We start from the raw sequence: 23,690 nt of genomic DNA, 5'->3' as shown, positions 1-23,690 counted from the left end.
TCCTCCATGCCTCGAACTCGAAAGTTGCCTACCAAGCTGTCATGACCAGACGGAGGGCGAACACGTTGCGTGTCAGGTCCCCCGCCCCAGCGACATCCGCCGCACCCACCTGCGCGATGCGGTCGAACGCCCCCTGCAGCGCCAGCTTCCGGCTCAGCCGGTACTCGACGCCTCCACCCACCGCATAGCCCTGCGACACGTTCGTGGTGTTGCGCCACTCCGTGTAGTTCTCACCGGGCGCCGTCCCGTTCCGGAAGAAGCTGGCCGCCCCGAAGGCCGACAGCTTCTGCGTGAACCGGTGCGCCCCCATCACCGACGCGTAGTCCGCCCACACCGCGCCAGAAAACCCGCTGGCACCCACCAGGTCGTGACCGATGGCGAAGCCGAAGTCACTGCGCTCGCCCTCGCGCACCACTTCCAGCGCCACGCGGGGCAGCCACCCGCCGCGCGACGTGTCCGACGGCTGGTAGTGCACCGGCCCGCCCCGGAGGGTGAGCGTGGTGGGCCGCGTCAGCCGGTAGCGCAGGGCCGCGGAAGCACCGTGCGCCTGGCTGTAGTCGCCGGCGTACAGGAAGCCCTGGTAGCGATACTCGGCGCCCAGGGACAGCCGGCGCGTGGTGCGGTACCACAGCTCCACCGACGGGGTGTGTGCATAGCCCGCCACCCGTCCCGGCTCGATGATGCGCGTCGCTTCGAACGCGTAGCCAGCGCGCACGTCCATGCGCTCCGTGACGCGCCCCGTGAGCCCCACCTTCGTCGTCGCATAGAAGGTCGGCGCCGTGGAGCGCGCCAGGCCGTCACGCGGCAGCGACGTGGGGTCGGTGACGCGGAACACCTTGGCGCTGGCGTCCAGCCGCAGCCGGCGGGACAGCACGTCCCGGAAGCCGATGCCCGCGCGGTGGTCCACCGTCGTCTTGCCGGAGCCGTGCCGCGCCAGGAGGTCCGTGGCGTAGAACGAGTCGAACGTCAGCTGCTCGTTCTTCGCGTCCAGGCCCACCCGCGGGGAGAGCTTCGTCATGAACTGCCCGTTGGTGCCACCGGCCCCCAGACGGATGTCGTTGTCGAAGCGCTCCTCCGCCGTCAGGCGCAGTCGCGGCTCCAGGATGGTGGCCGCCTGCGCGGCCGGCGCGGCGATGAGACAGCCTGCAATCACTGCCCGCTTCCAGTTGCCCCTCACCGCCGCCCTCCCGTCCATACCCACGCCCACGTTCGCTGCTTCCGGATGTCTGTCTATGCTGTCTTCGCGCCCGCCCCGCTTCACGGGACGACGACGGTGTCACCCGGCCGCAGGATGACGTTCTCGCCTTCGGGGGAGACCAGGTCGCTGTAGCGCACCGGGATCTGCCCGCCCTTGCCGTCCGTGCGGATGACGACGATGCCGTCGGAGTTGGCGAAGTCCGTGAAGCCGCCCGCCAGCGCGATGGCCTGCAGGAGCGACACGCGGCCGCGCAGCGGGTAGGCGCCCGGGTGGGCCACTTCGCCCGTCACGAAGACGCGGCTGCTGTTGACCTCGCGGACGATGACCGTCACGCGGGGCTCCTGCACGTACGCCTGGAGGCCCGACTTGAGCGCCTCCGCCAGCTCCGTGGGCGTCTTGCCCGCGGCCTGGATCTCACCCACCATCGGGATGGAGATGAAGCCGTCGGGACGCACCGGCACCGTGCGCGACAGCTCCTGATCGCGCCAGACGCTCACGTCGAGCACGTCCTCGCGGCCGATGCGGTAGGGCTGCTCCGCGTTGTCGACCTTCAGCGTCTGCTGGTGAGCACAACCCGACAGGAGGAGCATCCCCATCACCGTCCAGAACCCCGTGCGCCGCATTCCCATCTTCCGCTCTCCTTCGTTCGACTGATGTCCGCGCGGGCCACCGTTCACACGCCCTGAAGGGCCGGGTGGCTCGCTTCTGGCGGAGGCTCTTAGCAGCGCGTGTGCCAGCGACCGTGGGGAGGGAAAACCCTTGGAATGCAGTGGGTTACGGCGTGCCACATCAGGCGCACATGGGCGCATCCGGGAAAAATTCCGGTCCCACCCCGGTGTTCTCCCCTGTGCTTTCTGCCGATCGCTTCCACGGGGTGGAAGAGGATTGCCCAACGTGCGCCCCGCACCTTCCACTCCATTTCACGCCTCCTCTGGGACGCCCGTGCCAGCGGTCTGGCACGCGCCTTGAAGAGGGGGTGTGCGTCGAACAGCGGTAGTGGTTCAGGGGTCCAATTCAGTCCAGAGGGGGACAGCGGATGGGCAAGGTGGCAGGGGCGGTGGGGGTGGTCTTCATGCTCGGAACCAGCATCGTGGGGCTGTTGGGGGCCTCGGTGAGCAACGGCATCGAAGCGGGTGTGCTGGGCATGGTCGGCCTGGCCCTGTACGGGGGCAGCTCGCTCTTCAATGGCAAGGCGGCGGAGCCCACGGGCGTCGCGAAGCAGGCCTAGCGCCGCACAGCCGGAAGGCTGAAACGCTGTAAGGATTCACGGGCCTTCGGGCCGGATCAGCGAAGTGGGAAGCCAGACTTCCCCCGCTCCCGGCCCGTGGGCCCTTGTCATGTCCGGCCCCCCCTTTTCTTCAGGGTTGGTGCGGCCCGGCCTCCGGCGCGCGGGGGGCGGGCGCGTCCGGGAGTGCCTGCGGCTTCGCGGCGGGAAGCGGCGGCACCTCGGGCTCCGGCAGCGGCTGCTGTTCGGAGCCTTGGGCTTCCTGGCGGCGCAGGCGCACGGCCCGGCTCCACAGGGCGATGCCGGCCCACGCGCTCAGGAGCGCCACCGGCACGGCCACGGCGTAAGGCCAGTAGAGCGCCACGCCCGCGAGGGCCAGGGGCACCACGCCCGCGCCGAAGACGACCTTGGATTCGGTGCGGCCCAGCTCGCGGTGGTTGGTGACGGCGGCGCCCACGGTGTTGCCCAGGCGCACCGCGCCCGCGGCCGCGCGGCTCATGCTGCCCCGCCGGCCGGGAGCGCCCCGCTGCGAGCGCGGCAGTGGAGGCGAGGCCTTCAGGCGCCGCGCCTTGCCGCTGAGCACCACCTCCGTCGCGTGCTCCAGGTCCTGGAGGTACATGGCCTCCATCTGCTGGGCGAAGGGGGCGTCCTCCACGGCGACGTCGATCTCGGAGTTGCCCAGCCAGCTGGCGGGGTTGAGGTTGGAGGAACCGACGCGCGCCCAGAGGCCATCCGCCACGGCCGTCTTGGCGTGGAGCATGGTGCCATTCCATTCATAGACGCGGATGCCGGCCTCCAGCAGGGGGCGGTAGCCGGCCTGGGTGAGCGGGCGCAGCGCGGGGATGTCGCTGCTGCCGGGCACGAGCAGCCGGACGTCCACGCCGTCGCGCGACGCGGCCCGGAGCGCCTGGACATAGGTGGCGGTGCCCACGAAGTACGCGTCGGTGAGCCACAGCCGCTTGCGCGCGAGCGACGCGATGAGCTGCTCCACGCGGAACAGGCCCGCGCTCCAGGGCACCCCCGCCACCACGCGCAGGGCCACGTCGCCCATGGGCGTGGAGGCGCGAGCGGACAGGCAGCCCTCCTCATCCAAGGGAGGGCCCACGGTGCTCCAGCCCTGGGCGAAGGCGCGCACGAGGTCCGACACGGCGGGGCCGCGGATCTCCAGGCCGGTGTCGCGCCACGGGGCCACGCCCTTCTGCGCATCGCCCACCCACTTGTGGCTCACGCACAGGCCGGAGACGAAGCCCACCTCGCCGTCCACGGTGAGCGTCTTTCGGTGATTGCGGCCCAGCCACGCCAGGGGCCGGTCGAACTGGAAGGGATTGAAGCAGCGCACCTCCACGCCCGCGTCGCGCAGGGAGCGCCAGTAATGACGGGACGCGGTGCCCTGGCAGCCCAGCCAGTCATAGAGGACGCGGACCTGCACGCCGTCGCGAGCACGGGCGGCCAGCGCGTCCGCGAAGCCGCGGCCCACCTCGTCGTCCTCGATGAGGTAGTTCTCGAAGAGGATGGAGCGCTGTGCCTGCTGGATGGCGCGCAGCCATGCGGGGTAGTTCTCGCGCGCGTCGCGCAAGAGGTGCACGTCGTTGCCCGGCACGAGCGGTGCGCCGGCGGCGCGGGAGAAGACCTGTTCCGCCAGTCCGTGCTGGCGGCCGGTGATGCCCGCTGACTTCACGATGGCCACGCCGTGTCTCCTCGGAAAATCGCTCTGGTTGAGGTGCGGCCCACGGGGGTTCGTCGCAAGCGTTCCCGGGACCAGGGTTCTGGCGAGCCTGCGGCAGCGGCGAGGGCCTGACCGTCCGGCCGTCCTTCTCTTCCTGCTTCCTACCCTTCCCGCTCGGCATCGCCCAAGCGGTGTCTTCAAGTCGCACCCAGCGAGCAGGAAAGCGGGCGGCGGGTCCTCCTTCCCCTGGGCACGAACGGACGGCCGGTCGGTGTTGTCCAGTGACCAGGGCCGCGATGGCGCCATGGGCATGCCTCCGATTCCGGAGGATGGACAGACCGCGCTCGTATTGACGGGCGAGGAGGAGACCACGGCGTGAACGCACCTGCCCCTGCCCTGCCCCGCCTGTCGTTCGACTTCCCGGGCGGCGCCGACTTCAACGCCCACGTGAGCCACGAGTGGCTGCTGACCAATGGCCGCGGGGGCTACGCCTCCAGCACGGTGGTGGGCTGCAACACGCGCCGCTACCACGGCCTGTTCATCCCCACGCTGGAGAAGCTGGGCCGCACGGTGCTGATGGCGCGCATGGAGGAGACGGCGCTGGTGGACGGGAAGCGCTACCGGCTCACCTCCGAGGAGCACGCGGACGGCAGCACGCAGGAGGATGGCGCGAGGCACCTGCGGCACTTCCACCTGGAGGGGCTGATTCCCGTCTGGGAGTTCGCGGTGGGAGGCGCGCGGCTGCTCCGGCGCTACGTGATGGTGCACGGCGAGGACACGGTGTTCCTCGAGTGGCGGCACCTGTCCGGCCCGGAGGTGACGTTGCACCTGCGGCCGTTCCCGGTGCTGCGTCCGCACGACGGGCCGCTGTTGAAGGACGCGGGAGAACCCATCGTCACGCTGCGAGGCCCGCTGGTGGAGCTGCGCAACGGCGAGGAGGGTCCCCGGCAGCGGGTGCGGCTGTATTCAGATGGGCCCACGCCGTTCGTGAGCCTTCCGGAGACGTCGAAGCCGCAGCACCTGCGGGTGGAGAAGGCGCGCGGGTATGACTTCACGGAGGTGCAGCACTCGCCGGGCTACTTCACCGCGACGTTGAAGCCCGGGGGCACGCTGTATTTCGGGCTCACGACGGAGCAGCCGGTCCACCTGCTGGAGCGGAAGCCCGAGGAGGTCTTCGAGCGGGAGCTGCTGCGGCAGCAACGTCTGTTGGAGCAGGCCCCGGAGCATGGGCGGACAGGCGTACCGGCGCGGCTGGTGCTGGCGGCGGACCAGTTCATCATCGATCCGCCAAGGCCGGCGGACGCCGCGTGGGCGCGGTCGATGGGATTGGAAGCCAGGAGCGTCATCGCGGGCTACCCATGGTTCACGGACTGGGGCCGGGACACGATGATCAGCATGGACGGGCTGACGCTGGCCACGGGGCGCTACCGCGAGGCGGCGGCCATCCTGCGCACGTTCCAGCGCTACGTGCGCGACGGGCTGATCCCGAACTACTTCCCGGACGGAGAGAACGAGGGCGTCTACCACACGGCGGATGCGACGCTCTGGTTCTTCCACGCGGTGGACCGCTACCAGGAGGAGACGGGGGACGAGTCCCTGCTGCGCGACCTGTTCCCGACGTTGCAGGACATCGTGGCGCACCACCAGAAGGGCACGCGCTTCCACATTGGAGTGGACCCGGCGGACGGACTCCTGCGCCAGGGGCAGGAGGGATACCAGCTCACCTGGATGGACGCGAAGGTGGACGGCTGGGTGGTGACGCCGCGCCGGGGCAAGGCGGTGGAGATCAACGCGCTCTGGTTCAATGCCTTGCGCCTGATGGCGGGCTGGGCGGAGCGGCTGGGACAGGACGCGGGCCCGTATCGGGGCGCGGCGGAGCGGGCACAAGGCAGCTTCAATCAGCGCTTCTGGAATGAGGCGGGCGGCTGCCTCTACGACGTGGTGGACGGAGAAGACGGCCGTGAGGATGCGAGCGTGCGGCCGAACCAGGTCTTCGCCATCTCACTGAAGCACCCGGTCTTGAAGCGCGAGCGGTGGGCGCAGGTGCTGGAGGTGGTGCGCAGGGAATTGGTGACGCCGGTGGGGCTGCGCAGCCTGGCGCCAGGGAGCAAGGACTACAAGCCGACATACGACGGAGACCTGCGCACCCGGGACGCGGCCTATCACCAGGGTACGGTGTGGGGCTGGCTCATCGGGCACTACGTGGACGCGACGTTGAAGGTGGCTCCGGACCTGAAGGCCGCGAGGGCCCTGCTGTCTGGAATGGAGGCCCACCTGTCACATGCGGGGATTGGACAGATCTCGGAGATCTTCGACGCGACGGAGCCCTACCGCCCGCGAGGCTGCTTCGCCCAGGCCTGGAGCGTGGCGGAAGCGCTGCGAGTCTTCTCCAAGACCAACGTTGGATGAGCTTGCATGGTAGTGTTCGCATCACATGCGCTCACTCCATTCCCTGGCTGTGTCCGCCGTGCTGTCGCTCACCGCTGCCTGCGTCAGCGATCCCATCATCATCAGAGCGGACGCACCCCAGGCGCCTGCCGTCAGGCCCGCCCCTGCGAAAGTAGAGGCCCAGGAAGCCGTGAAGCAGGTGGCGGCTCCAAACGATCTGCCAGCGATTGAAGAAGACGCGCCCCAGGTGCCCGACGCCATGCCCTCCCCCGCGGAGGTCACGGCCGAAGAGGCCACGGACGAGGTCGTGATTCCAAAGGGCTGGTCTTGGGTGACCTCGCCCCAAGGCAAGTTCGGCGTCGCCTTCCCCTCCACGCCCAACGTGAAGGAACGGCTGGTGAAGACACCCGCCGGCAACGCGACGGCGATCATTTATAGCGTACCCATTGGCAAGAATGGCGGCAGCATGGGGGTCGTTGTGGCGCAGTCGATCCATGTGACGAATGGGCTGACTGCCGACGAAGTCATGAGGAGGGCATTTGCCAAGACGATGGCCGACTACACGCTCACGCAGTTGAGCGAAGAGCGGGTGATCGTGAATGGCGCCAGGGGAAGCGGAGAAACCTTCCCCGGCATTGACATCGAGGCCATTCAGACCTCCAGCCGCATGCGCGTCTCACTGCGCATCATCATGGTGCACGAGCGGCTGTACCAGCTCCTGTACCTGCGCGACGGCGAGAAGACCGAGCCCTTCCAGCAATTCGTTTCCACGTTCGAGTTGCAGTAGCGGCTTCGAGCCCCGGTTCTTGACGGTCCAAAACAGGGCGTGTCATGAAACGTCCTGGAGGGGCGGAGCGCGCCACTTCAGGGGGAAGCCATGGTCCGGCTCATCCGCTTCATCATCGACGGCAACGCGCTGGAGGCCCTGGGCGTCCTGGTTGTGGTGCTCCTCGTGCGATGGGGGCTCTCGCTCATCTTCGCGCCCAAGCTTCCGACCGCTGACACGTTGCTGGGAGGAAACACACCACCCCCTCCCCCGCTCACGCCGGAGCCCGACAGGACGCCCTCCTCACTGTTCTCCCTGAAGCTCGCACTCGGGCTCCTCGCCGCGGTGCTGGCCGTGGGCGGCGTCCTGTTCATCAACCGCGACAGCGGAGGCCTCCTCCACGTCGTGGTCAGCGACAAGGCCCCTGGACAGGAGTTCGACCTGCGCGTGGATGATGCCCCCGTGGAGCCGGTGCTTCGCATTGGCCAGCACCTCGCCTATCCGGTCCCCAGCGGGCGTCACGAAATCTATCTGCGGGATCCTGGCATCGGCGTCACACGCATCTTCCGCGTCGACATCCAGGAAGGCGATGCCTTCATGCTGTCTGTTCATCCGGACACCTGCGCCGTGCAGATCGACATGTCGCCCCTCACCTACGGGCGGCCCACACGCTCCACTCCGACGCAGCTGACTGGCATTGTCGTGCGCACGCTGCCCGTGATGACCCGCTTCATGGACACGGCCTCGCCCCTGCGCATCCCTGGGAACGCGGCCCTGTCGTTCAACGAGCTGCCGGAAACATGGGTCCAGGGGCAGACGGCCAGCATCCTGACGCCCCTCCCCTGCTCACTGGCGCAGGATGACCGGAGCACCTGGACTGCGGTGCGGACGCTCTTCCCCGGACTCGACGACGCCGCCCAGCGCGTCGGCTACACGGAGGAGGATCCCACCCGCAGTGAAGTCGCCGCCATGGACGACTCCCAGCTCCGGAACCTCTTCGAGCTCCAGAAGTCAGCGCCCCCGCCTGCTCCGGCGCAGGCGCGCGAGACGCCTCCTTGAGCTAGGGTGCGCCGCCATGGCGACTCCGCGGTACTGGTTGATCAAGAGCGAGCCCTCCGTCTACGCGTACGCGAAGCTGGAGGAGGACGGCAGGACGGAGTGGACGGGCGTGCGCAGCTTCGAAGCGCGCAACAACATCCGGGCCATGACGCCCGGGGACCTGTGCCTCTACTACCACTCCAATGAGGACAAGGCCGTCGTCGGCGTGGCGTGCGTCCTCTCCAAGCCAGGCCCCGACCCCACCGCCCCCGGCGAGGACTGGGCCTCCGTGGACGTGGGCCCCGTGGTCGCCTTCACCACGCCGGTGACGCTCGCCACCATCAAGGCCACGCCCGCGCTCAAGGACTTTCCGCTGATCACCCGCAGCCGCCTCAGCGTGACGCCCACTCCGGCAGAGCACTTCGAGCTCGTCCTGAAGATGGGCAAGACGAAGCTTCCCAAGCCCCCAGCGTCGAAGCCGAAGGCCAAGCCCCGAGCCCGCCCATGAGCGCCGCCCGCGAAGTCCGCGCCGACTTCGACCGAGCCACCATCGTGATGTACCAGGCCTACTCCGATGCCATCGCGGACGTGGCCGTGAAGCAGCAGAAGTTCGGCCCGCCGTTCTCCGTGGGCCGGATGACGTGGATCAAACCCAGCCTCCTGTGGCTCATGCACCGCTCCAACTTTGGCCGCAAAAGCGGCCAGGAGCGCACGCTCGCGGTGCGGATCAAACGCTCGGGTTGGGAAGAAGCACTGGGCGCTGCCGTCCTCACCGGCTATGAGCCGAAGGCCCACGGCTCCCCGGACGCATGGCGTAAAGCCTTCGAGTCCGCGCCCGTCCACGTCCAGTGGGACCCCGAGCGCACGCTGCGCGGCGCGGGCCTGCCCCACGACAGCATCCAGGTGGGCCTGAGCCGCGCCGTCATCCAGCGCTTCGTGGATGACTGGACCGTGTCCATCACCGACCTCACGCCCCTGGTCCAGAAGCTGCGCAAGCACCTGGACGACGGCCGCGCGGACCAGGCCACGCGCCTCTTGCCGAAGGAGTCCGTCTACCCGGTGCCTCCGGAGCTCGCCCGCCGTTTGGGAATGTGACGGCAGTCCGGGGAATGTCTGCTTCGCCAGGATGGGTTGTTAGGCCCTGACAACGGTGGGCCTCCCCCTCCTGGCCTTCCGTGGAGCCAATCCTCAAGCCATGAAGGGCTGACGCATGTTCGCGTATCGGGTTCTGTGTGTGCTGTTCCATGCGTGTCGGGCGGCGCTGAACCCTCTCCGAAGACGTCATGCCGTCTGCGCCATGTTCACCCTGTACGCGGCCATGGCACAGGCCCAGACCACGACGTACGCCGAACTGTCGAAGGCCGTGAAGGCGCCCAACGCGGTGACTGCCATTGGCACCGACCTGTTTGGCGATCAGGTCAATCTCTACAGTGGGCGGCTGGAATTCACGCAGACCGACGTCAGCCTGCCCGGCAACAGCAAGCTGCCAGTCGCCGTCGGACGCCGGTTGATCACCAGTATTCCCGGGTTGAGCGCGCGGCCGTTCGGCAGGTGGCTGCTGGATATTCCCCACATCCGCGGAACGTTCTCCACGCGGGACGGCTGGAAGGCTGCCGACGGAACATATGCGCGCTGTAGCAGCTTCGGCGCGCCTCCGCCGGCCCTGGGAGCCAACAACTCCGGCCATTGGGAGCCGGAAGAGTTCTGGCAGGGCAACTCCCTCTACATCCCCGGCGAAGGTGAGCAGCAATTGCTGCGGCGCAGCCCCGACAACACCCTCGCGCCAGGACCTGTCGACAGCTACCCGGTTGTCACGAGCAAGTTCTGGTCAGCGAGCTGCCTGTCGACCCTCGCCAACAGCACCACCGACGGGGAGGGCTTTCTGGTGGTTTCCCCAGAGGGGACGAAGTACCGCTTCGACCAGCTCGTGACGTACCGCGCGAAGTCGTTGAGCAAGCCTGCGGGCTTCCTCCGCGCCGCCGCCGCCCAGCCCTATCTCGACCGGGTGGAAGTCTGGCTGCTCCCCACGCTGATCACCGATCGCTTTGGCAACACGGTGCAATACACCTACGACCCCGCCAATCCCGAGAACGTCACGACCATCAGCGCCAGCGACGGGCGCGTGCTCCGGCTGTTCTATGGCAATGCCAGCAGCCCCAAGGTCATCACCTCCGTCACGGACGGGGTTCGCACCTGGACGTACAGCTATCGCGCGACGAGCCAGGGGGTTCCCGACCTGAACCAAGTGGCCCTCCCGGATGGGACCAGCTGGCAGTTCAGCGGCACGGACCCGCTGTTCCAGGACCTCCAATACCTGGGCGGCCCCAGCTGTGATTACCCGGCGAACCTCAACTCCTACGCCGTCACCGGCACCATGCGGCACCCGACGGGCGCGAGCGGCAGCTTCACGCTGACGCCCACCACGCATGGCCGTTCGAACGTCTACAAGCAATGTTGGAACTACCCGGACGGCTCCACCTTCGCGTTGGTGCCGCGCTATTTCGATACCTATGCGCTGACCCGCAAGGACATCTCCGGCCCGGGGCTGAGCAACATGGCCTGGACCTATGACTATGGTCCGACCAATGCCAGCTGGGAGCCCTGCGGCGCCGGCTGCCCGTCCATCAAGATCGTGACGGTGACCGACCCCCGCGGCGAGCGGACGCGGTACATCTTTGGCAACAGCTACAACGTGTCGGAAGGCCAGTTGCAGCGGGTCGACACCGGCTGGAACGGCACCACCGCGCTGAGCACCCGGACCCTCCGTTACCGGGCGCCGGACGCAGGGCCCTATCCCTCGCGCGCGGGCACCGGCAGCTACAACCTGGGTGACGGCGACCTGCTCGCACGCTACATGCCGGTGGACGCACAGGCCGTGACCCAGCAGGACGCGACGTTCCTGTGGACCGCGAACGGCTTCGACACGCTCGTGCGGCCCACGTCGGTCACCCGCTCCAGCAGCCTGGGCTACAGCCGCACCGAGACGACGACCTACAGCGACAACCTGGCGAAGTGGGTGCTGGGTCAGGTCGCCACCGTGACCGAGAGCAGCACGGGCAAGGTGATGGAGGCGAACACCTACGACGCGGCCACCGCGACGCTGGCGACGGTCAGCCGGTTTGGCGCCCTGGAACAGACGCTGACGTACTACCCGGACGGCACGCTGGCGACCCGCAAGGACGGCCGGAACTCCACGACCACGTATTCGAACTACAAGGCCGGCCTGCCTCAGAACACCAGCCATCCCACGGGCGCGAGCGAAAGCGCGGTCATCAACGGCATCGGCCAGATCACGTCCACGACCGACGCCGCGGGCTTCATGACCAGCTACGGCTACGACGCGATGGGGCGGCTCAACCTCATCACCTACCCCACCAGTGACACGGTGGCCTGGAACGCCACCTCAATGGTGCTGGAGCCCATCGGCTCCGCCGAGTACGGCCTGCCCGCCGGACACTGGCGCCAGACGGTGACGACGGGCAATGCGCGCACGGTGACGTACCTGGATGCCCTGCTGCGTCCGCAGCTGACGCGCACCTTCGACGCCGCCAACGAGGCGGGCACGCGCCGCATGGTCCTGCGCCGCTTCGACTTCAACGGCAAGCCCACCTTCGAGTCATACGCGCAACGCACCCTCAACGACGTCAGTGAGAACCCCGCCGGCACCAGCACCACCTACGATGCGCTGGGCCGTGTCACCAGCCTCACCCTCGCGAGCGAGTTGGGCAACCTGACGACCACCACCCAGTACCTGGATGGCTTCGTGCGGCGCGTGACCAGTGCCCGCAATCAGGTGACCGACACCCGCTTCTGGGCGCTGGACCAGCCCTCCGAAGGGGCTCCGGCCACCATCGTCCAGCCGTATGGCCTGACGACGACGTTCACGCGCAACGTGTTCGGGCAGACGACGGGTTTCACGCGCGGCGTCGACGGCGTCTTCTCCACGCGCACCTACGCCTATGACGCCAACCAGCGCCTGTGCAAAAGCATCGAGCCGGAGACCGGCGCCACCGTGCAGACGTACGACGCGGCAGGCAACGTCGCCTGGCGCGCCACCGGACTGTCCCTGCCGTCGACGAGCACCTGTGACAGCGCCAGCGTCCCAGCGGCCCGGAAGGTCACGTATGGCTATGACGCGTTGAACCGCGTGACGAGCACGCTCTTCGGAGACGCCAGCCCGTCCATCACGCAGACCTATACGGCGGACGGCCTTCCTCTGACGAACACGTCCAACGGCGCGGCCTGGACCAACACCTACAACCGCAGGCGGCTGCTGGAAGAGGAGCGGCTCACCTACGGCGGCAAGACGTACTTCATCAACCGCGCCTACGACGCCAACGCCTCGCTGGCCCGGTTGACGTACCCGGACACGGCGCGCACGGCCATCACCTACAGCCCCAACGCCCTGGGGGAGCCGACCGTGGTGAGCTACTACGCCAACGACATCACCTATCACCCCAATGGCGCCATCGCCGGGTTCGTCTACGCCAACGGGCTCGTTCACACGATGATGCAGAACACGCGCGGCCTGCCCCGCCAGGTCAGCGACACCAGCGTGCTCAACGACGTCTACAGCTACGACGAGAACGGCAACGTCATTGGCATCGCGGATCAGCAGCAGGGCGTGAGCACGCGCAACATGGCCTATGACGGGCTGGACCGCCTCTACAGCGTCAGCGCGCCGGGCCTGTGGGGCACGGTCACGTACAACAACGACGCGCTCGACAACATCATCTCGACCACGATGACGGCGGGTGCCACGGCGCGCACGAGCACGCACAACATCGACTATGCGCGCAACCGCCTGAGCAGCGTCACCGGCAATGCGGCGCCGTACAGCTTCAGCTACGGCTACGACGGCAACGGCAACATCACGCAGCGGGGCGGGCAGGCCTATACGTTCGACCTGGCCAACCGCATGACGTCCGCCACCGGGAAGGCGACGTATTCGTACGACGGACGGGGTCGGCGCATCCAGATCGTCAAGACGGACGGCAGCAACCAGACACAGCTCCAGCTCTACACGCAGGACGGCCAGCTGCTCTACGGGACCACGACGGTGGGAAGCTCCGCGCCCGTGGAGAGCAAGTACGTGTACCTGAACGGCACGCTCCTTGCGGACATCGGCGTGTCCTATATCCACACGGATGGCCTGGGCAGCGTGGTGGCGCGGACGGACTCGGCGCGCACGATCCAGAACCGCACCTACTACGAGCCGTATGGCCTGACGCACTCCGGAGCCCAGCCCACGATTGGCTTCGCGGGGCACGTAAACGACAGCACGACCGGCCTGACGTACATGCAGCAGCGCTATTACGACCCGGTGGCGGGACGGTTCTTAAGCAACGACCCGGTGACGATGGATGTGAACACCGGCGTCAACTTCAACCGCTACGCGTATGCGTACAACAACCCTTATTCGTATATTGACCCAGATGGTCGCGAACCCGATCCAGTGACGGACTTGCCACGTTCGTTGCCCGCCCCTCCTCCGTCGCCCATGGTGTTGCCGCTGCCGGTTCCGTTGCCTGTGGGCGCACCCATCCCAGCGTTCCCGGCCGGCACCACGATGCCAGTCGTCACTGTCTTTGGACAAAGCAACCCACCCACAGCAGCATTTGGAAGCTGGCTGCTTGCTCAGCTCATCCAAAGCTTTGAGCGTTCACCCCTGGTGCTGGCCACCAGGATGGCGGGCATCCTTCTTTCAAAGGAGAAGGATGTGCCCGACAAGGGGCCACCTGGAGAATGGATTGTCGGACGAAGACGGGAACGGAAGTACGGTCCCAATGGGCAACGAGAGCTCGATATCGACTACGGCCACAATGGGCATCGGACGCCTCATGTCCATGAATGGGATAAAGACGGTCAGAATCACGAGCACCCTGGGCGTGAAGTCTCTTTGTGGCCTCGCAGATAGGTTCCTTCATGTTGCGTGGCGCGCGGTAGGAGCGCGCCCGCTTCCCAAGGGCTTCGTTGGCTTGCTCCTTACTGGACTTCACGTGGAGCCCGGCAATGTGACGAGCGCTCCAGAGAAGTCCGGCTCCCCCGAAGCGAGTTGTTATGTTCCGGCCATGGCGGACATCCCCACCCTGGAGACCCTGCGGGCGCAAATCGAACGCATCGACGACGACATCCTCGATGCGCTCCAGCGGCGCATGGCCCTGGCCGACGACGTGGCGCGCGCCAAGCTGGTGACGGCCTGGCCCTTCCGGGACCCGCAGCGCGAGGACCTGCTCCTGCGCAAGCTGCGCGGCCGGGCAGCGGAGCGCGGCCTGGATCCCCACGAGGTCGAGCGCCTCTACCGCGTCATCCTGGACATGTCCGTGGCCCGCCAGCAGGCGCTGGTGACCCGGCTGGACACCACGCCCTTGCGCGTGGGCTACCTCGGCGTCGAGGGCTCCTACAGCCACCTGGCCGCCCGGCAGCGCTATGGCCACCGTCCGGGCGGCGTGCTCCTCACCGGCTTCGACTCCGCCCGCCAGTCCGTGGAGGCCCTCAAGCAGGGCGCGCAGGACCTGCTGCTCCTGCCCATCGAGAACACCACCGCCGGCAGCATGAACGAGGTCTACGACGTGCTCGCCGCGGGCGACGCCGTCATCACCGGCGAGGTGGTGAGCCAGGTGGACCACCGGCTGCTGGGCGTGAAGGGCGCGAAGCTGGAGGACCTGCGCGAGGTGCTCTCCCATCCGCAGGCGCTGGCGCAGTGCGAGGACTTCCTTCGCACGCACGTGCCTGGGGCCCGCGCCGTGCTGGGACCGGACACCGCCGTGGCCGCGCAGATGGTCGCGGACCGCAATGACGTCACGGTGGCCGCCATCGCCAGCGAGTCCGCGGCCAGCCGCTTCGGGCTCGTGGTGCTCGCCCGCGACCTGCAGCCCGGTTCGGACTTCACGCGCTTCGTGGAGGTGGGGCGCCAGCCCACGCCGCTCGCGCCGGACGTGCCGTGCAAGACGTCGCTGCTCGTCGTGCTGGAACACCGCCCGGGCGCGCTGGGCCAGGTGCTGCAGCGGCTCACACAGCGCGGGGTGAACCTCTCCAAGCTGGAGTCGCGCCCCATCCCGGGAGCGCCGTGGCAATACCGCTTCTACCTGGACGTGGAGGGCCACGCCGCGTCCGCCGCGGTGACGGCCGCGCTGGACGACCTGCGTCCGCTCACGTCGTCGCTGCGCGTGCTGGGGACCTACCCGCGAGCGGAGCCCGTCGATGGCTGATGCCGCCCCCCGCCGCATCGCCTTCCAGGGCGAGCGCGGCGCGTACGGCGACGAGGCCACGGGCGCCTTCTTCGGCGCCTCGGTGACGCGCATCCCCTGCCCCACCTTCCGCGACGTCTTCGAGGCCGTGGCCCGGGGCACGGTGGACGGCGGCGTCGTCCCCATGGAGAGCGCGCTCGCGGGGCCGGTGGCGGAGGTGGTGGACCTGCTGCTGGAGTTCGCCCCGCCCATCGCCGGTGAACTGCGCCTGCGCGTGCGCCACTGCCTGCTCGCGCCGCCGGGCCGCACGCTGGAAGGTCTCACGCGCGCGCTGTCGCATCCTCAGGCGCTGGCGCAATGCGGAGGCTGGCTGCGAAAGCACCACCTCCAGCCCGTGCCCGAAGCCAACACCGCCGTGGCCGCGCGGCGCGTGGCGCAGGAGGCCCTGGAGGGCACGGCGGCCATCGCCAGCCGGACCGCGGCGGAGCTCTACGGCCTCACGGTGCTGGCGGAGGACATCGCGGACTCGGCGGACAACGCCACCCGCTTCCTCGCGGTGGGCCCGGCCGTGCCGCCCCACCTGGGCTCGCGGTGGAAGACGTCCGTGGTGCTCACGCTCGACGACGGCCCCGGCGCGCTCGCGGGCGTGCTCACGGCCTTCGCCACGCACGGGGTGAACGTCGCGCGGCTGGAGGCGCGGCCCGGCGGAGTGCGCGCCTGGGACTACCGCTGGTGCCTGGACGTGGACGGCGCGGAGGACTCCGCGCCGGTGAAGGCGGCCCTGAGCGAAGCCCGGAGCGTGTGCACGTCGCTCCGGGTGCTGGGCAGCTACGCGCTCAGCGACTGACGGCCGCGGCCTTGGCGCCGGCCTGTGTCCCATCGCCGTTGCGCACGGCCTCCGTGTACGCGGCGCGCACGATGTTCGTGTAGCGCTGGAGCGCGCCCAGCTGCTCCAGGCGCAGCGCCTGCGGCCCGTCGCACAGCGCCTTCTCCGGCGTCGGGTGGAAGTCCACCAGCACCATGGACGCGCCCGCGATGAGCCCCTGGCCAATCGCGTGGAAGATGTCCGGCAGCCCGTCCGGCGGGGCCTCCGCGCGGCCAATGGCGTGCGAGGGGTCCACGCACACCGGCATGCGGGTGAGGCGGCGCACCACCGGCACGTGCGCGAAGTCCACCATGTTGCGGTGCGGGTCGCCCAGGTGAGTCTTCACGCCGCGCAGGCAGAAGACGATCTTGGGGTTGCCCTCGCTCGCCACGTACTCGCACGCGTTGAGGGACTCCTCCAGCGTGATGCCCATGCCGCGCTTGAAGAGCACCGGGAAGGTGCGCTGCTGGCCAATCACCTTGAGCAGCTCGAAGTTCTGCGCGTTGCGCGTGCCCACCTGGAGCATCACGCCCGTGGAGTTGCCCGCTTTCTTCAGCGCGTCGTTGATCTCGTCGATGTGGCGCGGGTGCGTCACCTCCATCGCGATGACCTTGATGCCGTGCTTGCCCGCGGACTCGAAGACGTAGGGAAGGCACTTCGCGCCCAGGCCCTGGAACTCGTACGGGTTGGTGCGCGGCTTGTACGCCCCCATGCGCGTGGTGGTGATGCCGCAGCCGGCGAGCGCCGCCATCATCGCGTCCACGCTCTCCGGCGAGTCCACCGCGCACAGGCCCGCGAAGAGGTTCACCGAGCGGTCATCGAAGGTGACGCCGTTGTACTCGAAGCCCGCCGTGGTGCGCTGACCGCCGTGCCGGCCGATGATGCGGTACTTCTGCGAGACGCGGACCACCTGGCGCACGCCGGGCAGCTGCTGGAAGGGCTCCAGCGGCACCTGCGCGGTGGAGCCCAGCAGGTACAACTCCGTGATGGTGGACTCGGCGCCCTGGACCACGTGGGCACGCGGGGTGACGCCCTCGTACTGCGAAGCAAGTTGGAGGACGGCGTTCACGACGGATTCCGGGGAATCCGGCTCGAGCATCACGATCATGCGAAGGGTTCTCCTGGTGGGGGGCCGCTCGGTATTCAACACCGGCCCCCCGCCCTTTCCCTCCGCTTTTGTAAAAATTTGATGCCAGCGGCCTCAGGAGGAGGCGGGGCGCAGCCGGGTCGCCAGCTGGGTGTAGTGCTCCCGCTGGGTAGGGTCGCCCAGGTGCTCCCAGACGTCCGCCAGGGCCTTGGCCGCCTCCACGTAGGCGGGCGACAGCTCCAGCGCCAGTTCGAAGACCTGACGGGCCAGGCGGTAGCGGGCCTTGTCCGGCCGCCGGCCCTGGGTCAGCAGCGCGTTACCCAGGTGGTAGACCTCGATGGCGGCGGCCTCGCGGTACCCGGGGGTGGGGTTGAGTTGAACCGCCCGCTCCATCAGGAGGGCAGCGGCTTCCGGTTCGCCCAGCTCCAGCTGGCAGAGCGCGGCCTCGCGGTGGGGATCGGCCGCGCTCGGATCCAGCTCGATGGCGCGCTGGAAGCCCTTCAGGGCCTCCTCGGTGCGCCCCAGCTGCTTGAGGGCGAAGGACTTCGCGGTGAGCGCGGGGAAGTGGCGCGGATCCACGGCCAGGACCTGATCAAACGACTGGACCGCGGCCTCGTGGTTGCCGGCCATGGAACGGTGGACGCCCTCGTTGAACGCCGCGAACAGCAACGACCTGGACATCTTCGGTTCCCCCATCGGGCAGGGTTCGCAAGGCCGCGCGCTTCCAAGCGGCCCGAAAGGCGCAAGCCTGACACCCGGGGCCCACGCGCCGCAAAGGTGCGCCCCGATCCCGGCTGATGGCATCCATCGCGATCCGCTGATGACGCAGGCGGCCTCCCACGGGACGCCTGTTTCCGCCGTCCGGAATTCGCCACTGTCCGCGACCGCCCCTCCTGCGCTAGGTCGCAAGGGACGTCCGGGTGGACTCCTCCGCGAGGCCTTCATGCTGGTGTTCGAGATCGTCATCGGGCTGTTGCTGGGAGGCGCGGGGTTGGCGGCGCTGTCCCGGCGGCTCGGCACGCCCTACCCCGCGCTGGTGGCGCTGGCGGGGGCGGTGCTGGCGCTGGTGCCGGGAAGCCCGGAGCTGGTGTTGGATCCGGAGCTGGCGCTCACCCTGTTCGTCGCGCCGGTGCTGCTGGACGCGGCGTTCGACGCGTCTCCCCGCGACCTGCGCGCGAACTGGCGGCCGGTGGCGGGGCTCGCCCTGGGCGCGGTGGTGCTCACGGTCATCGCCGTCGCGGTGGCGGTGCGATGGATGGTGCCCGGCATGCCCTGGGCCGCGGCCATCGCGCTGGGCGCCATCGTCGCGCCTCCGGACGCGGCGGCGGCCACGGCGGTGCTGAAGCAGCTCAAGCCCCCGCACCGGCTGCTCGTCATCCTGGAGGGCGAGAGCCTGTTCAACGACGCCAGCGCCCTGCTCATCTACCGGCTCGCGCTGGGAACCATGGCCGCGGGCGGCGTGCTGGGCTGGAGCGCGGTGCCCACGCTGCTCATCGTCACGGTGGGCAGCGTGCTGCTGGGCGTCGTGTTGTCGTGGGTGAGCCTGCGCATCAACTTCCTCGTGGAGGACGTCTCCACGGCGGTCATCACGCAGTTCGGCAGCACGTTCGCGGTGTGGATCCTCGCCGAACGGCTGCACCTGTCCGGCATCCTCACGACGGTCATCTACGCGATGACCATCTCCCGGACGGCCTCCACGATGACGCCCGCGCGGATCCGCATCCCGTCCTACGCGGTGTGGGAGGTGGCGACGTTCGTGTTGAACGTGCTGGCCTTCGTGCTCGTGGGCTTCCAGCTGAAGACCATCGTCGCGCGCTTCGACCGGGAGACGTGGCTGGAGTACGGGGCGATCGCGGGCGTCGTGACGGGCGCGGCCATCCTCGCGCGCTTCGCCTGGGTGATGGGCGCGGGGGCGTTCACCCGCTGGAGGCAGCGCAAGTCGAAGGCCACTCCCGTCACGCTCTCATCCGGCGCGGCGGTGCTGGTGGGCTGGTGCGGGATGCGGGGCATCGTGACGCTCGCGGCGGCGCTGGCACTGCCCACGGGGCATGACGGTGTCGCGGCCTTTCCCTACCGGGACCTCATCCTCTTCACCTCCTTCTCGGTGGTGCTGGGGACGCTCGTGGTGCAGGGCATGACGCTGCGGCCCCTGATGACGCGGCTGAAGCTGGAAGACGACGACGAGGTGGACCACGAGGTGCGGTTCGCCCGGGTGGAGACACTGCGCGCGGGGCTGGAAGCCGCGCAGGAAGCTCCGGGCACGACGGAGATGGCGACCCTGGTCCGGCGGAGGTACGAGCTGCAGCTGCGGCGCGCGCGGCAGCTCCTGGACGAGCATTCCCTCTCGAGCACGGGGACGCAGGCAGGCCCCAGCTCCCCCTGGGGACCGCCCACCGCGGACGCGGACATGGTGCGCTCCGCGATGGCGGCGGGGCGCAAGCGTCTGGCGGACCTCCGGGCGGACGGCACCATCGGGGACGCGGCGTTCCAACAGGTGGAGCAGGAGCTGGACTGGTCGGAGCTCGACCTGCAGCAGATCCTCCGGTCGGAATCACCCGGGCAGGGCTGAGCCGCGCGCTTCTTCCTCCATCGCGGCAAGGAAGCCGGTGGTGAAGTCCGGGTAACGCGGCGTCCAGCCCAGGGCCTCCAGCTTCGCGGCGCTGATGGCGCGGTCGCCGCGCAGGGACTCGTGCAGCGACTCCAAGGGCACGCGTGGCGGCATGGGGAGGCCCAGGTGCTGGCAGAGCCAGGAGGCCGTCTCCTCCTGCGTCGCGGGCCGGCGATCGGCCGCGCAGTACACCTGGCCCGGAGCGCCGCGCTCGAGCACCACGCGCACCGCCTCCACCAGGTCGTCCACGTGGATGCGCGACAGCCGGCCCCCACCCGACTCCGGGATGCGCAGCGTGCCCGCCTTCAGCCGTCCGGACGTGCCGCGCCCCGGGCCGTAGATGCCCGCGATGCGCAGGACGCTCGCGCCCAACGGAAGGAAGAGGGCCTCCGCCTCCAGCCGCGCGCGGGAGGTCGCCGAAGTCGTGTCGACCGGCGTGGACTCGTCCACGTGCCCGCGAGCGGAGCCATAGACGCCCGTGGATGACAGGTAGACGCACCGGGACGGACGCGCTTGGGACAGCGCCTGCGCGAGGTGGGCATCCAACCCGGCGTCCGGAGGAATGGAGTCCACGACGTGCGCGCCGGTGGCCCGTGACAGCGCATCCTCCAGCGACACCACCCGGACGCCCGCGCCCTCCAGCACCTCGCGGCGGGAGGCATCCCGGGTCGTGGCCAGCACTTCTCGGCCCGCGCGGGCCTCCGTCAGCGCGAACCGCGTGAGCGTGTAGCCACAGCCGAGCAGGAGGAGCGGAGCCGTCATGCCCTCCGCGATACCGGGCAACGGCCGCTGCGCGCAAGGCCCGGCCCCAAAGTGAACGGCCCTCCTTCCGTCATCCGGAAGAAGGGCCGTCGTCTCACGTCTTCAAGGCTGGCTTAGAACTCCGCGCTCGCGCGAGGGTCGATGATGCCGCACTCCTTGATCTTGTAGAGCAGCGCCTTGTAGCTGATGCGCAGCTTGCCGGCGGCGCGGCGCTTGTTCCAGGCGGTGCGCTGGAGCATCGCGAGGATGGCCTCGCGCTCCGCGAGCATCGCCGCGCGCTTGCCGATGTCCTTGAGCGACAGCTCCCCGGCCGGAGGCGGCGGGGGCGGAGGCTGCGGCGCGTCGAACGGGTTCGCGTAGCGCTGCGGCGTCACCGCGTTGAACGGCGAGGCCTCCGCCACCGGGGCCGGCGTCATCATCACGCCGCGCGAGGGCATCTCCAGCACCTGCACGCCGGAGTTCGACACCGCCGCATGCGAGACAGGCGGGGCCGCGAAGACGCGGGCGGACTCGTCCATGTGGCGCGACGGCGGCGGGATGAACTCGTCCCCGCCCCCGAACGACGTGGGCAGCGACGGGGCGCTCGCCGGAGTACGGCCACCGGCGTGGATTTCATCCAGCACCAGGGTCGGGTCCTTCAGCACGCACAGCCGGCGGACCATGTTCTCCAGCTCGCGCACGTTGCCCGGCCACTCGTAGTCGGTGAACGCGTGGAGCACCTCGGAGGGCAGCTCGGACACATTCGTCATGAAGCCCTTGCCGTACTTCTTCAGGAAGTGGTCGGTGAGCGGGACCACGTCCTCGCGGCGCTCGCGCAGGGGCGGCAGGCGGATGGCCACCACGTTGAGGCGGTAGTAGAGGTCCTCGCGGAAGTTGCCGAGCGCGATCTCCTTCTCCAGGTCGCGGTTCGTCGCCACCACCACGCGGCTGTCCACGCGGACGCTCTTCTTGCCACCGACGCGGAAGAACTCCTCGTCCTGCAGCACCTGGAGCAGCTTCGCCTGGAGGCGGATGGCCATCTCGCCAATCTCGTCCAGGAAGATGGTGCCCTGATCCGCCAGCTCGAACTTGCCCGGCTTCTCCGCCGTGGCGCCCGTGAAGGCGCCGCGCTCGTGGCCGAACAGCTCGCTCTCCAGCAGTTCACCCGGCAGCGCCGCGCAGTTCACCTTGATGAACGGCCGGCCATGGCGCTGGCTGCGCGCGTGGATCTCACGGGCAATCACTTCCTTGCCCGTACCGGACTCACCCAGCAGCAGTACCGGAACGTCCGTGTCCGCGATGCGCTCCACCAGCGCACGCGCGCGGCGCATGGACGGCGACGTGGAGATGAGCACGCGGGCCTCCGCCGCGGCCTCCGCGGGCGTCAGCACCACGCGGGGCGCGGGCGCGGTCGCCTGGCGCTCCGGCACGCGGGTCCCCAGGGCGCGCGCGAGCACGTCCTGCAGCTCGTCGTTGCCAAAGGGCTTCGCCAGATAGTCGGACGCGCCCATCTTCAGGGCGCGCACCGCGTCGTCCGCGCCCGACAGCGCGCTCAACACGATGACCGGGGCCGTGCCACCCGTGCTCCGGTAGCGGCGCAGCACCTCCAGGCCACTCATCTCCGGCATCACCACGTCCAGGAGCACCGCGTCGAACGAGCCACCGGAGAGCATCTCCAGCGCCTGCGAACCGCTCGACGCACAGCGCACCTGATACCCCGAGCTGCCCAAGAGCTCGGACAGGAACGTGCGCACCGACTCCTCATCATCGACCACCAGCACCGCGATCCGATCCATCCCCACGCCTCCGCTCGCCCTGTGCATCAAACCCTCGTGAACTGAATCAAACCGACATCAAGCGGGCCGGACCGGCTGCCCGCCGAAGCTCGCGTGTACGCCTCAAGGTCTGCAGTGCCGCGCCCAGCAGCTGGGTGGGAGCCCCCACCGTGTCCGGGAAGCTCACCGCCCCCAGCTCCAGCCCCGTGCGCACCACGCGACCCTCCATCTGGAAACGGGCGGCCTCGAACCGCGCCTCCACCCGCGCCACCACCTCCGGCATCGCCTCCGCGGGCGTGCCCGGCAGCAGCATGGCGAACTGACTGTCGCCCACCCGCGCCACCGCGTCGGCCTCGCGCACCGTCTGTCCCAGCACCACCGCGCTGTAGACGAGCAGCCGCTCCGCCATGCCCTTGCCGTGCTCCTTTCGAAGCGCGCTCCACCCCGTCACCTCCGCCGCCACCACCGAGAACGTCCCGCCGTAGCGCTCCGTCCGCCGGGCCTCCAGCCCGATGAGGGCCAGCAGGAACGGCCGGTTGTAGAGCCCCGTCACCGGATCATGCAGCGCCAGCGCCGTGCCGGCCTCTTCACCGGCCGCCGCGCGCTCCACCGACTGCTTCAGCCGCATCTGCGCGTGCAGCTTCATGGACAGCTCCGCGCCGTCCACCGCGCGCGGCACCACGTCCACGCACTGCCCCTTCTCCACGCAGAAGCGCCACGCGTCCCGGTCGTGCGAATCCACCAGGTACATCATCGGCACCGTGCCGCGGCCCACCTGGCGCAGGCGCCGCGCCGTCTGCACCGCCGCGTAGTCAGGCGGCTGCGCGGCCAGCAGCACCGCGTCCGGGCGGATCACCTCGAAGAGGGGCACCGCCGCGTCGAAGCGCGTCAGGGGAACCACGCGGAAGCCCGCCTCGCCCAGGAGCGCCCGGGTGCGCTCCAGGTCCTCCGCACGCGGCTCCACCAGCAGCACCGTAGGAGGCTGGCCCGACTTTCCCGCTTGCTTGCGCCTCACGCCCACCGTCGTCCCCTCCTTTCCAGCATTTCTGTTTCTTTTACGCATCTGTCGCCGCCGACGCTAAGGCTATTGGAACGAGAGACTAGCTCTCTGAATAAGTAAGAGAATGAAATGTGGAACTAACA

18 protein-coding genes are annotated in these 23,690 nt (G+C 69.1%); 10 read left to right on the top strand and 8 right to left on the bottom strand.

Annotated elements, in window-relative coordinates; translation table 11 throughout:
• Window positions 1-28: 28 nt before the first annotated feature.
• Window positions 29-1,195: a hypothetical protein gene (locus D7W79_RS05685; RefSeq protein WP_120524306.1), complete on the bottom strand. Its 1,167-nt coding sequence runs from the start codon at window positions 1,193-1,195 to the stop codon at window positions 29-31.
• Between the two features lie 62 nt (window positions 1,196-1,257).
• Window positions 1,258-1,827: a polysaccharide biosynthesis/export family protein gene (locus tag D7W79_RS05680; RefSeq protein WP_120524305.1), complete on the bottom strand. Its 570-nt coding sequence runs from the start codon at window positions 1,825-1,827 to the stop codon at window positions 1,258-1,260.
• A gap of 407 nt (window positions 1,828-2,234) precedes the next feature.
• On the opposite strand from D7W79_RS05680, the gene D7W79_RS05675 reads away from it, so the two are divergent.
• Entirely contained in the window at window positions 2,235-2,426 is a 192-nt protein-coding gene (locus tag D7W79_RS05675; protein ID WP_120524304.1) for a hypothetical protein, read from the top strand.
• Window positions 2,427-2,556: 130 nt separating this feature from the next.
• Here D7W79_RS05675 and D7W79_RS05670 read toward each other — a convergent pair whose 3' ends face one another.
• Complete coding sequence (locus tag D7W79_RS05670; protein WP_120524303.1) at window positions 2,557-4,110, bottom strand: phospholipase D-like domain-containing protein; 1,554 nt, start codon at window positions 4,108-4,110, stop codon at window positions 2,557-2,559.
• A 354-nt stretch (window positions 4,111-4,464) separates the two neighbouring features.
• Here D7W79_RS05670 and D7W79_RS05665 point away from each other — a divergent pair, with 354 nt between their 5' ends.
• The 8 genes from D7W79_RS05665 to D7W79_RS05630 all read left to right on the top strand — a co-directional run bounded on the left by D7W79_RS05665 (window position 4,465) and on the right by D7W79_RS05630 (window position 16,318).
• A complete protein-coding gene (locus D7W79_RS05665; RefSeq protein WP_120524302.1) occupies window positions 4,465-6,498 on the top strand; it encodes an amylo-alpha-1,6-glucosidase in 2,034 nt (677 codons plus the stop codon).
• Between the two features lie 49 nt (window positions 6,499-6,547).
• A complete protein-coding gene (locus D7W79_RS05660; RefSeq protein WP_208729642.1) occupies window positions 6,548-7,264 on the top strand; it encodes a hypothetical protein in 717 nt (238 codons plus the stop codon).
• Between the two features lie 90 nt (window positions 7,265-7,354).
• On the top strand, window positions 7,355-8,302 hold the full coding sequence (locus D7W79_RS05655; protein WP_120524300.1) for a hypothetical protein: 948 nt from the start codon (window positions 7,355-7,357) through the stop codon (window positions 8,300-8,302).
• Window positions 8,303-8,318: 16 nt separating this feature from the next.
• Window positions 8,319-8,789, top strand: a complete 471-nt coding sequence (locus tag D7W79_RS05650; RefSeq protein ID WP_120524299.1) for an EVE domain-containing protein — start codon at window positions 8,319-8,321, stop codon at window positions 8,787-8,789.
• On the top strand, window positions 8,786-9,376 hold the full coding sequence (locus tag D7W79_RS05645; protein WP_120524298.1) for a DUF4291 domain-containing protein: 591 nt from the start codon (window positions 8,786-8,788) through the stop codon (window positions 9,374-9,376). The genes D7W79_RS05650 and D7W79_RS05645 overlap by 4 nt, the downstream gene beginning before the upstream one ends.
• Window positions 9,377-9,578: 202 nt before the next feature.
• Window positions 9,579-14,198 carry an RHS repeat domain-containing protein gene (locus D7W79_RS05640; RefSeq protein ID WP_158616894.1) on the top strand — a complete coding sequence of 1,540 codons (4,620 nt, stop codon included), beginning with the start codon at window positions 9,579-9,581 and terminating at the stop codon, window positions 14,196-14,198.
• A gap of 154 nt (window positions 14,199-14,352) precedes the next feature.
• Window positions 14,353-15,492: a bifunctional chorismate mutase/prephenate dehydratase gene (locus tag D7W79_RS05635; protein WP_120524296.1), complete on the top strand. Its 1,140-nt coding sequence runs from the start codon at window positions 14,353-14,355 to the stop codon at window positions 15,490-15,492.
• Complete coding sequence (locus D7W79_RS05630) at window positions 15,485-16,318, top strand: prephenate dehydratase (RefSeq protein WP_120524295.1); 834 nt, start codon at window positions 15,485-15,487, stop codon at window positions 16,316-16,318. Before D7W79_RS05635 ends, D7W79_RS05630 begins: the two co-directional genes overlap by 8 nt.
• On the opposite strand, the gene D7W79_RS05625 is transcribed toward D7W79_RS05630, so the two are convergent.
• On the bottom strand, window positions 16,308-17,444 hold the full coding sequence (locus tag D7W79_RS05625) for a 3-deoxy-7-phosphoheptulonate synthase (protein ID WP_120524294.1): 1,137 nt from the start codon (window positions 17,442-17,444) through the stop codon (window positions 16,308-16,310). The genes D7W79_RS05630 and D7W79_RS05625 overlap by 11 nt on opposite strands.
• Before the next feature lie 93 nt (window positions 17,445-17,537).
• The gene (locus D7W79_RS05620; RefSeq protein WP_120524323.1) at window positions 17,538-18,104 is read right to left on the bottom strand and encodes a tetratricopeptide repeat protein; all 567 of its coding nucleotides are present in this window, start codon (window positions 18,102-18,104) and stop codon (window positions 17,538-17,540) included.
• Window positions 18,105-18,366: 262 nt separating this feature from the next.
• On the opposite strand from D7W79_RS05620, the gene D7W79_RS05615 reads away from it, so the two are divergent.
• A complete protein-coding gene (locus D7W79_RS05615) occupies window positions 18,367-19,992 on the top strand; it encodes a Na+/H+ antiporter (RefSeq protein WP_120524293.1) in 1,626 nt (541 codons plus the stop codon).
• On the opposite strand, the gene D7W79_RS05610 is transcribed toward D7W79_RS05615, so the two are convergent.
• From D7W79_RS05610 to D7W79_RS05600, 3 genes are all read right to left on the bottom strand, one after another.
• Entirely contained in the window at window positions 19,975-20,793 is an 819-nt protein-coding gene (locus D7W79_RS05610; RefSeq protein ID WP_120524292.1) for an SDR family oxidoreductase, read from the bottom strand. The genes D7W79_RS05615 and D7W79_RS05610 overlap by 18 nt on opposite strands.
• A 113-nt stretch (window positions 20,794-20,906) precedes the next feature.
• A complete protein-coding gene (locus D7W79_RS05605) occupies window positions 20,907-22,568 on the bottom strand; it encodes a sigma-54-dependent transcriptional regulator (RefSeq protein ID WP_120524291.1) in 1,662 nt (553 codons plus the stop codon).
• Between the two features lie 46 nt (window positions 22,569-22,614).
• A complete protein-coding gene (locus D7W79_RS05600) occupies window positions 22,615-23,568 on the bottom strand; it encodes a GGDEF domain-containing response regulator (protein WP_171436265.1) in 954 nt (317 codons plus the stop codon).
• Window positions 23,569-23,690 lie beyond the last annotated feature (122 nt).

This window comes from Corallococcus exercitus, from assembly GCF_003611585.1.
GTDB lineage: Bacteria > Myxococcota > Myxococcia > Myxococcales > Myxococcaceae > Corallococcus > Corallococcus exercitus.
Note: the sequence above shows the minus strand (reverse complement) of the source record. Positions and strands in the feature narration are given on the sequence as shown.

What these genes read in the sequence shown, in the direction of transcription:
- D7W79_RS05640 (WP_158616894.1), top strand. Translation starts at nt 9,579, where the DNA reads ATGTTCACCCTGTACGCGGCCATGGCACAGGCCCAGACCACGACGTAC.
- D7W79_RS05610 (WP_120524292.1), bottom strand. Translation starts at nt 20,793, where the DNA reads ATGACGGCTCCGCTCCTCCTGCTCGGCTGTGGCTACACGCTCACGCGG.
- D7W79_RS05680 (WP_120524305.1), bottom strand. Translation starts at nt 1,827, where the DNA reads ATGGGAATGCGGCGCACGGGGTTCTGGACGGTGATGGGGATGCTCCTC.
- D7W79_RS05645 (WP_120524298.1), top strand. Translation starts at nt 8,786, where the DNA reads ATGAGCGCCGCCCGCGAAGTCCGCGCCGACTTCGACCGAGCCACCATC.
- D7W79_RS05615 (WP_120524293.1), top strand. Translation starts at nt 18,367, where the DNA reads ATGCTGGTGTTCGAGATCGTCATCGGGCTGTTGCTGGGAGGCGCGGGG.
- D7W79_RS05655 (WP_120524300.1), top strand. Translation starts at nt 7,355, where the DNA reads ATGGTCCGGCTCATCCGCTTCATCATCGACGGCAACGCGCTGGAGGCC.
- D7W79_RS05630 (WP_120524295.1), top strand. Translation starts at nt 15,485, where the DNA reads ATGGCTGATGCCGCCCCCCGCCGCATCGCCTTCCAGGGCGAGCGCGGC.
- D7W79_RS05675 (WP_120524304.1), top strand. Translation starts at nt 2,235, where the DNA reads ATGGGCAAGGTGGCAGGGGCGGTGGGGGTGGTCTTCATGCTCGGAACC.
- D7W79_RS05635 (WP_120524296.1), top strand. Translation starts at nt 14,353, where the DNA reads ATGGCGGACATCCCCACCCTGGAGACCCTGCGGGCGCAAATCGAACGC.
- D7W79_RS05605 (WP_120524291.1), bottom strand. Translation starts at nt 22,568, where the DNA reads ATGGATCGGATCGCGGTGCTGGTGGTCGATGATGAGGAGTCGGTGCGC.
- D7W79_RS05625 (WP_120524294.1), bottom strand. Translation starts at nt 17,444, where the DNA reads ATGATCGTGATGCTCGAGCCGGATTCCCCGGAATCCGTCGTGAACGCC.
- D7W79_RS05650 (WP_120524299.1), top strand. Translation starts at nt 8,319, where the DNA reads ATGGCGACTCCGCGGTACTGGTTGATCAAGAGCGAGCCCTCCGTCTAC.
- D7W79_RS05685 (WP_120524306.1), bottom strand. Translation starts at nt 1,195, where the DNA reads ATGGACGGGAGGGCGGCGGTGAGGGGCAACTGGAAGCGGGCAGTGATT.
- D7W79_RS05620 (WP_120524323.1), bottom strand. Translation starts at nt 18,104, where the DNA reads ATGTCCAGGTCGTTGCTGTTCGCGGCGTTCAACGAGGGCGTCCACCGT.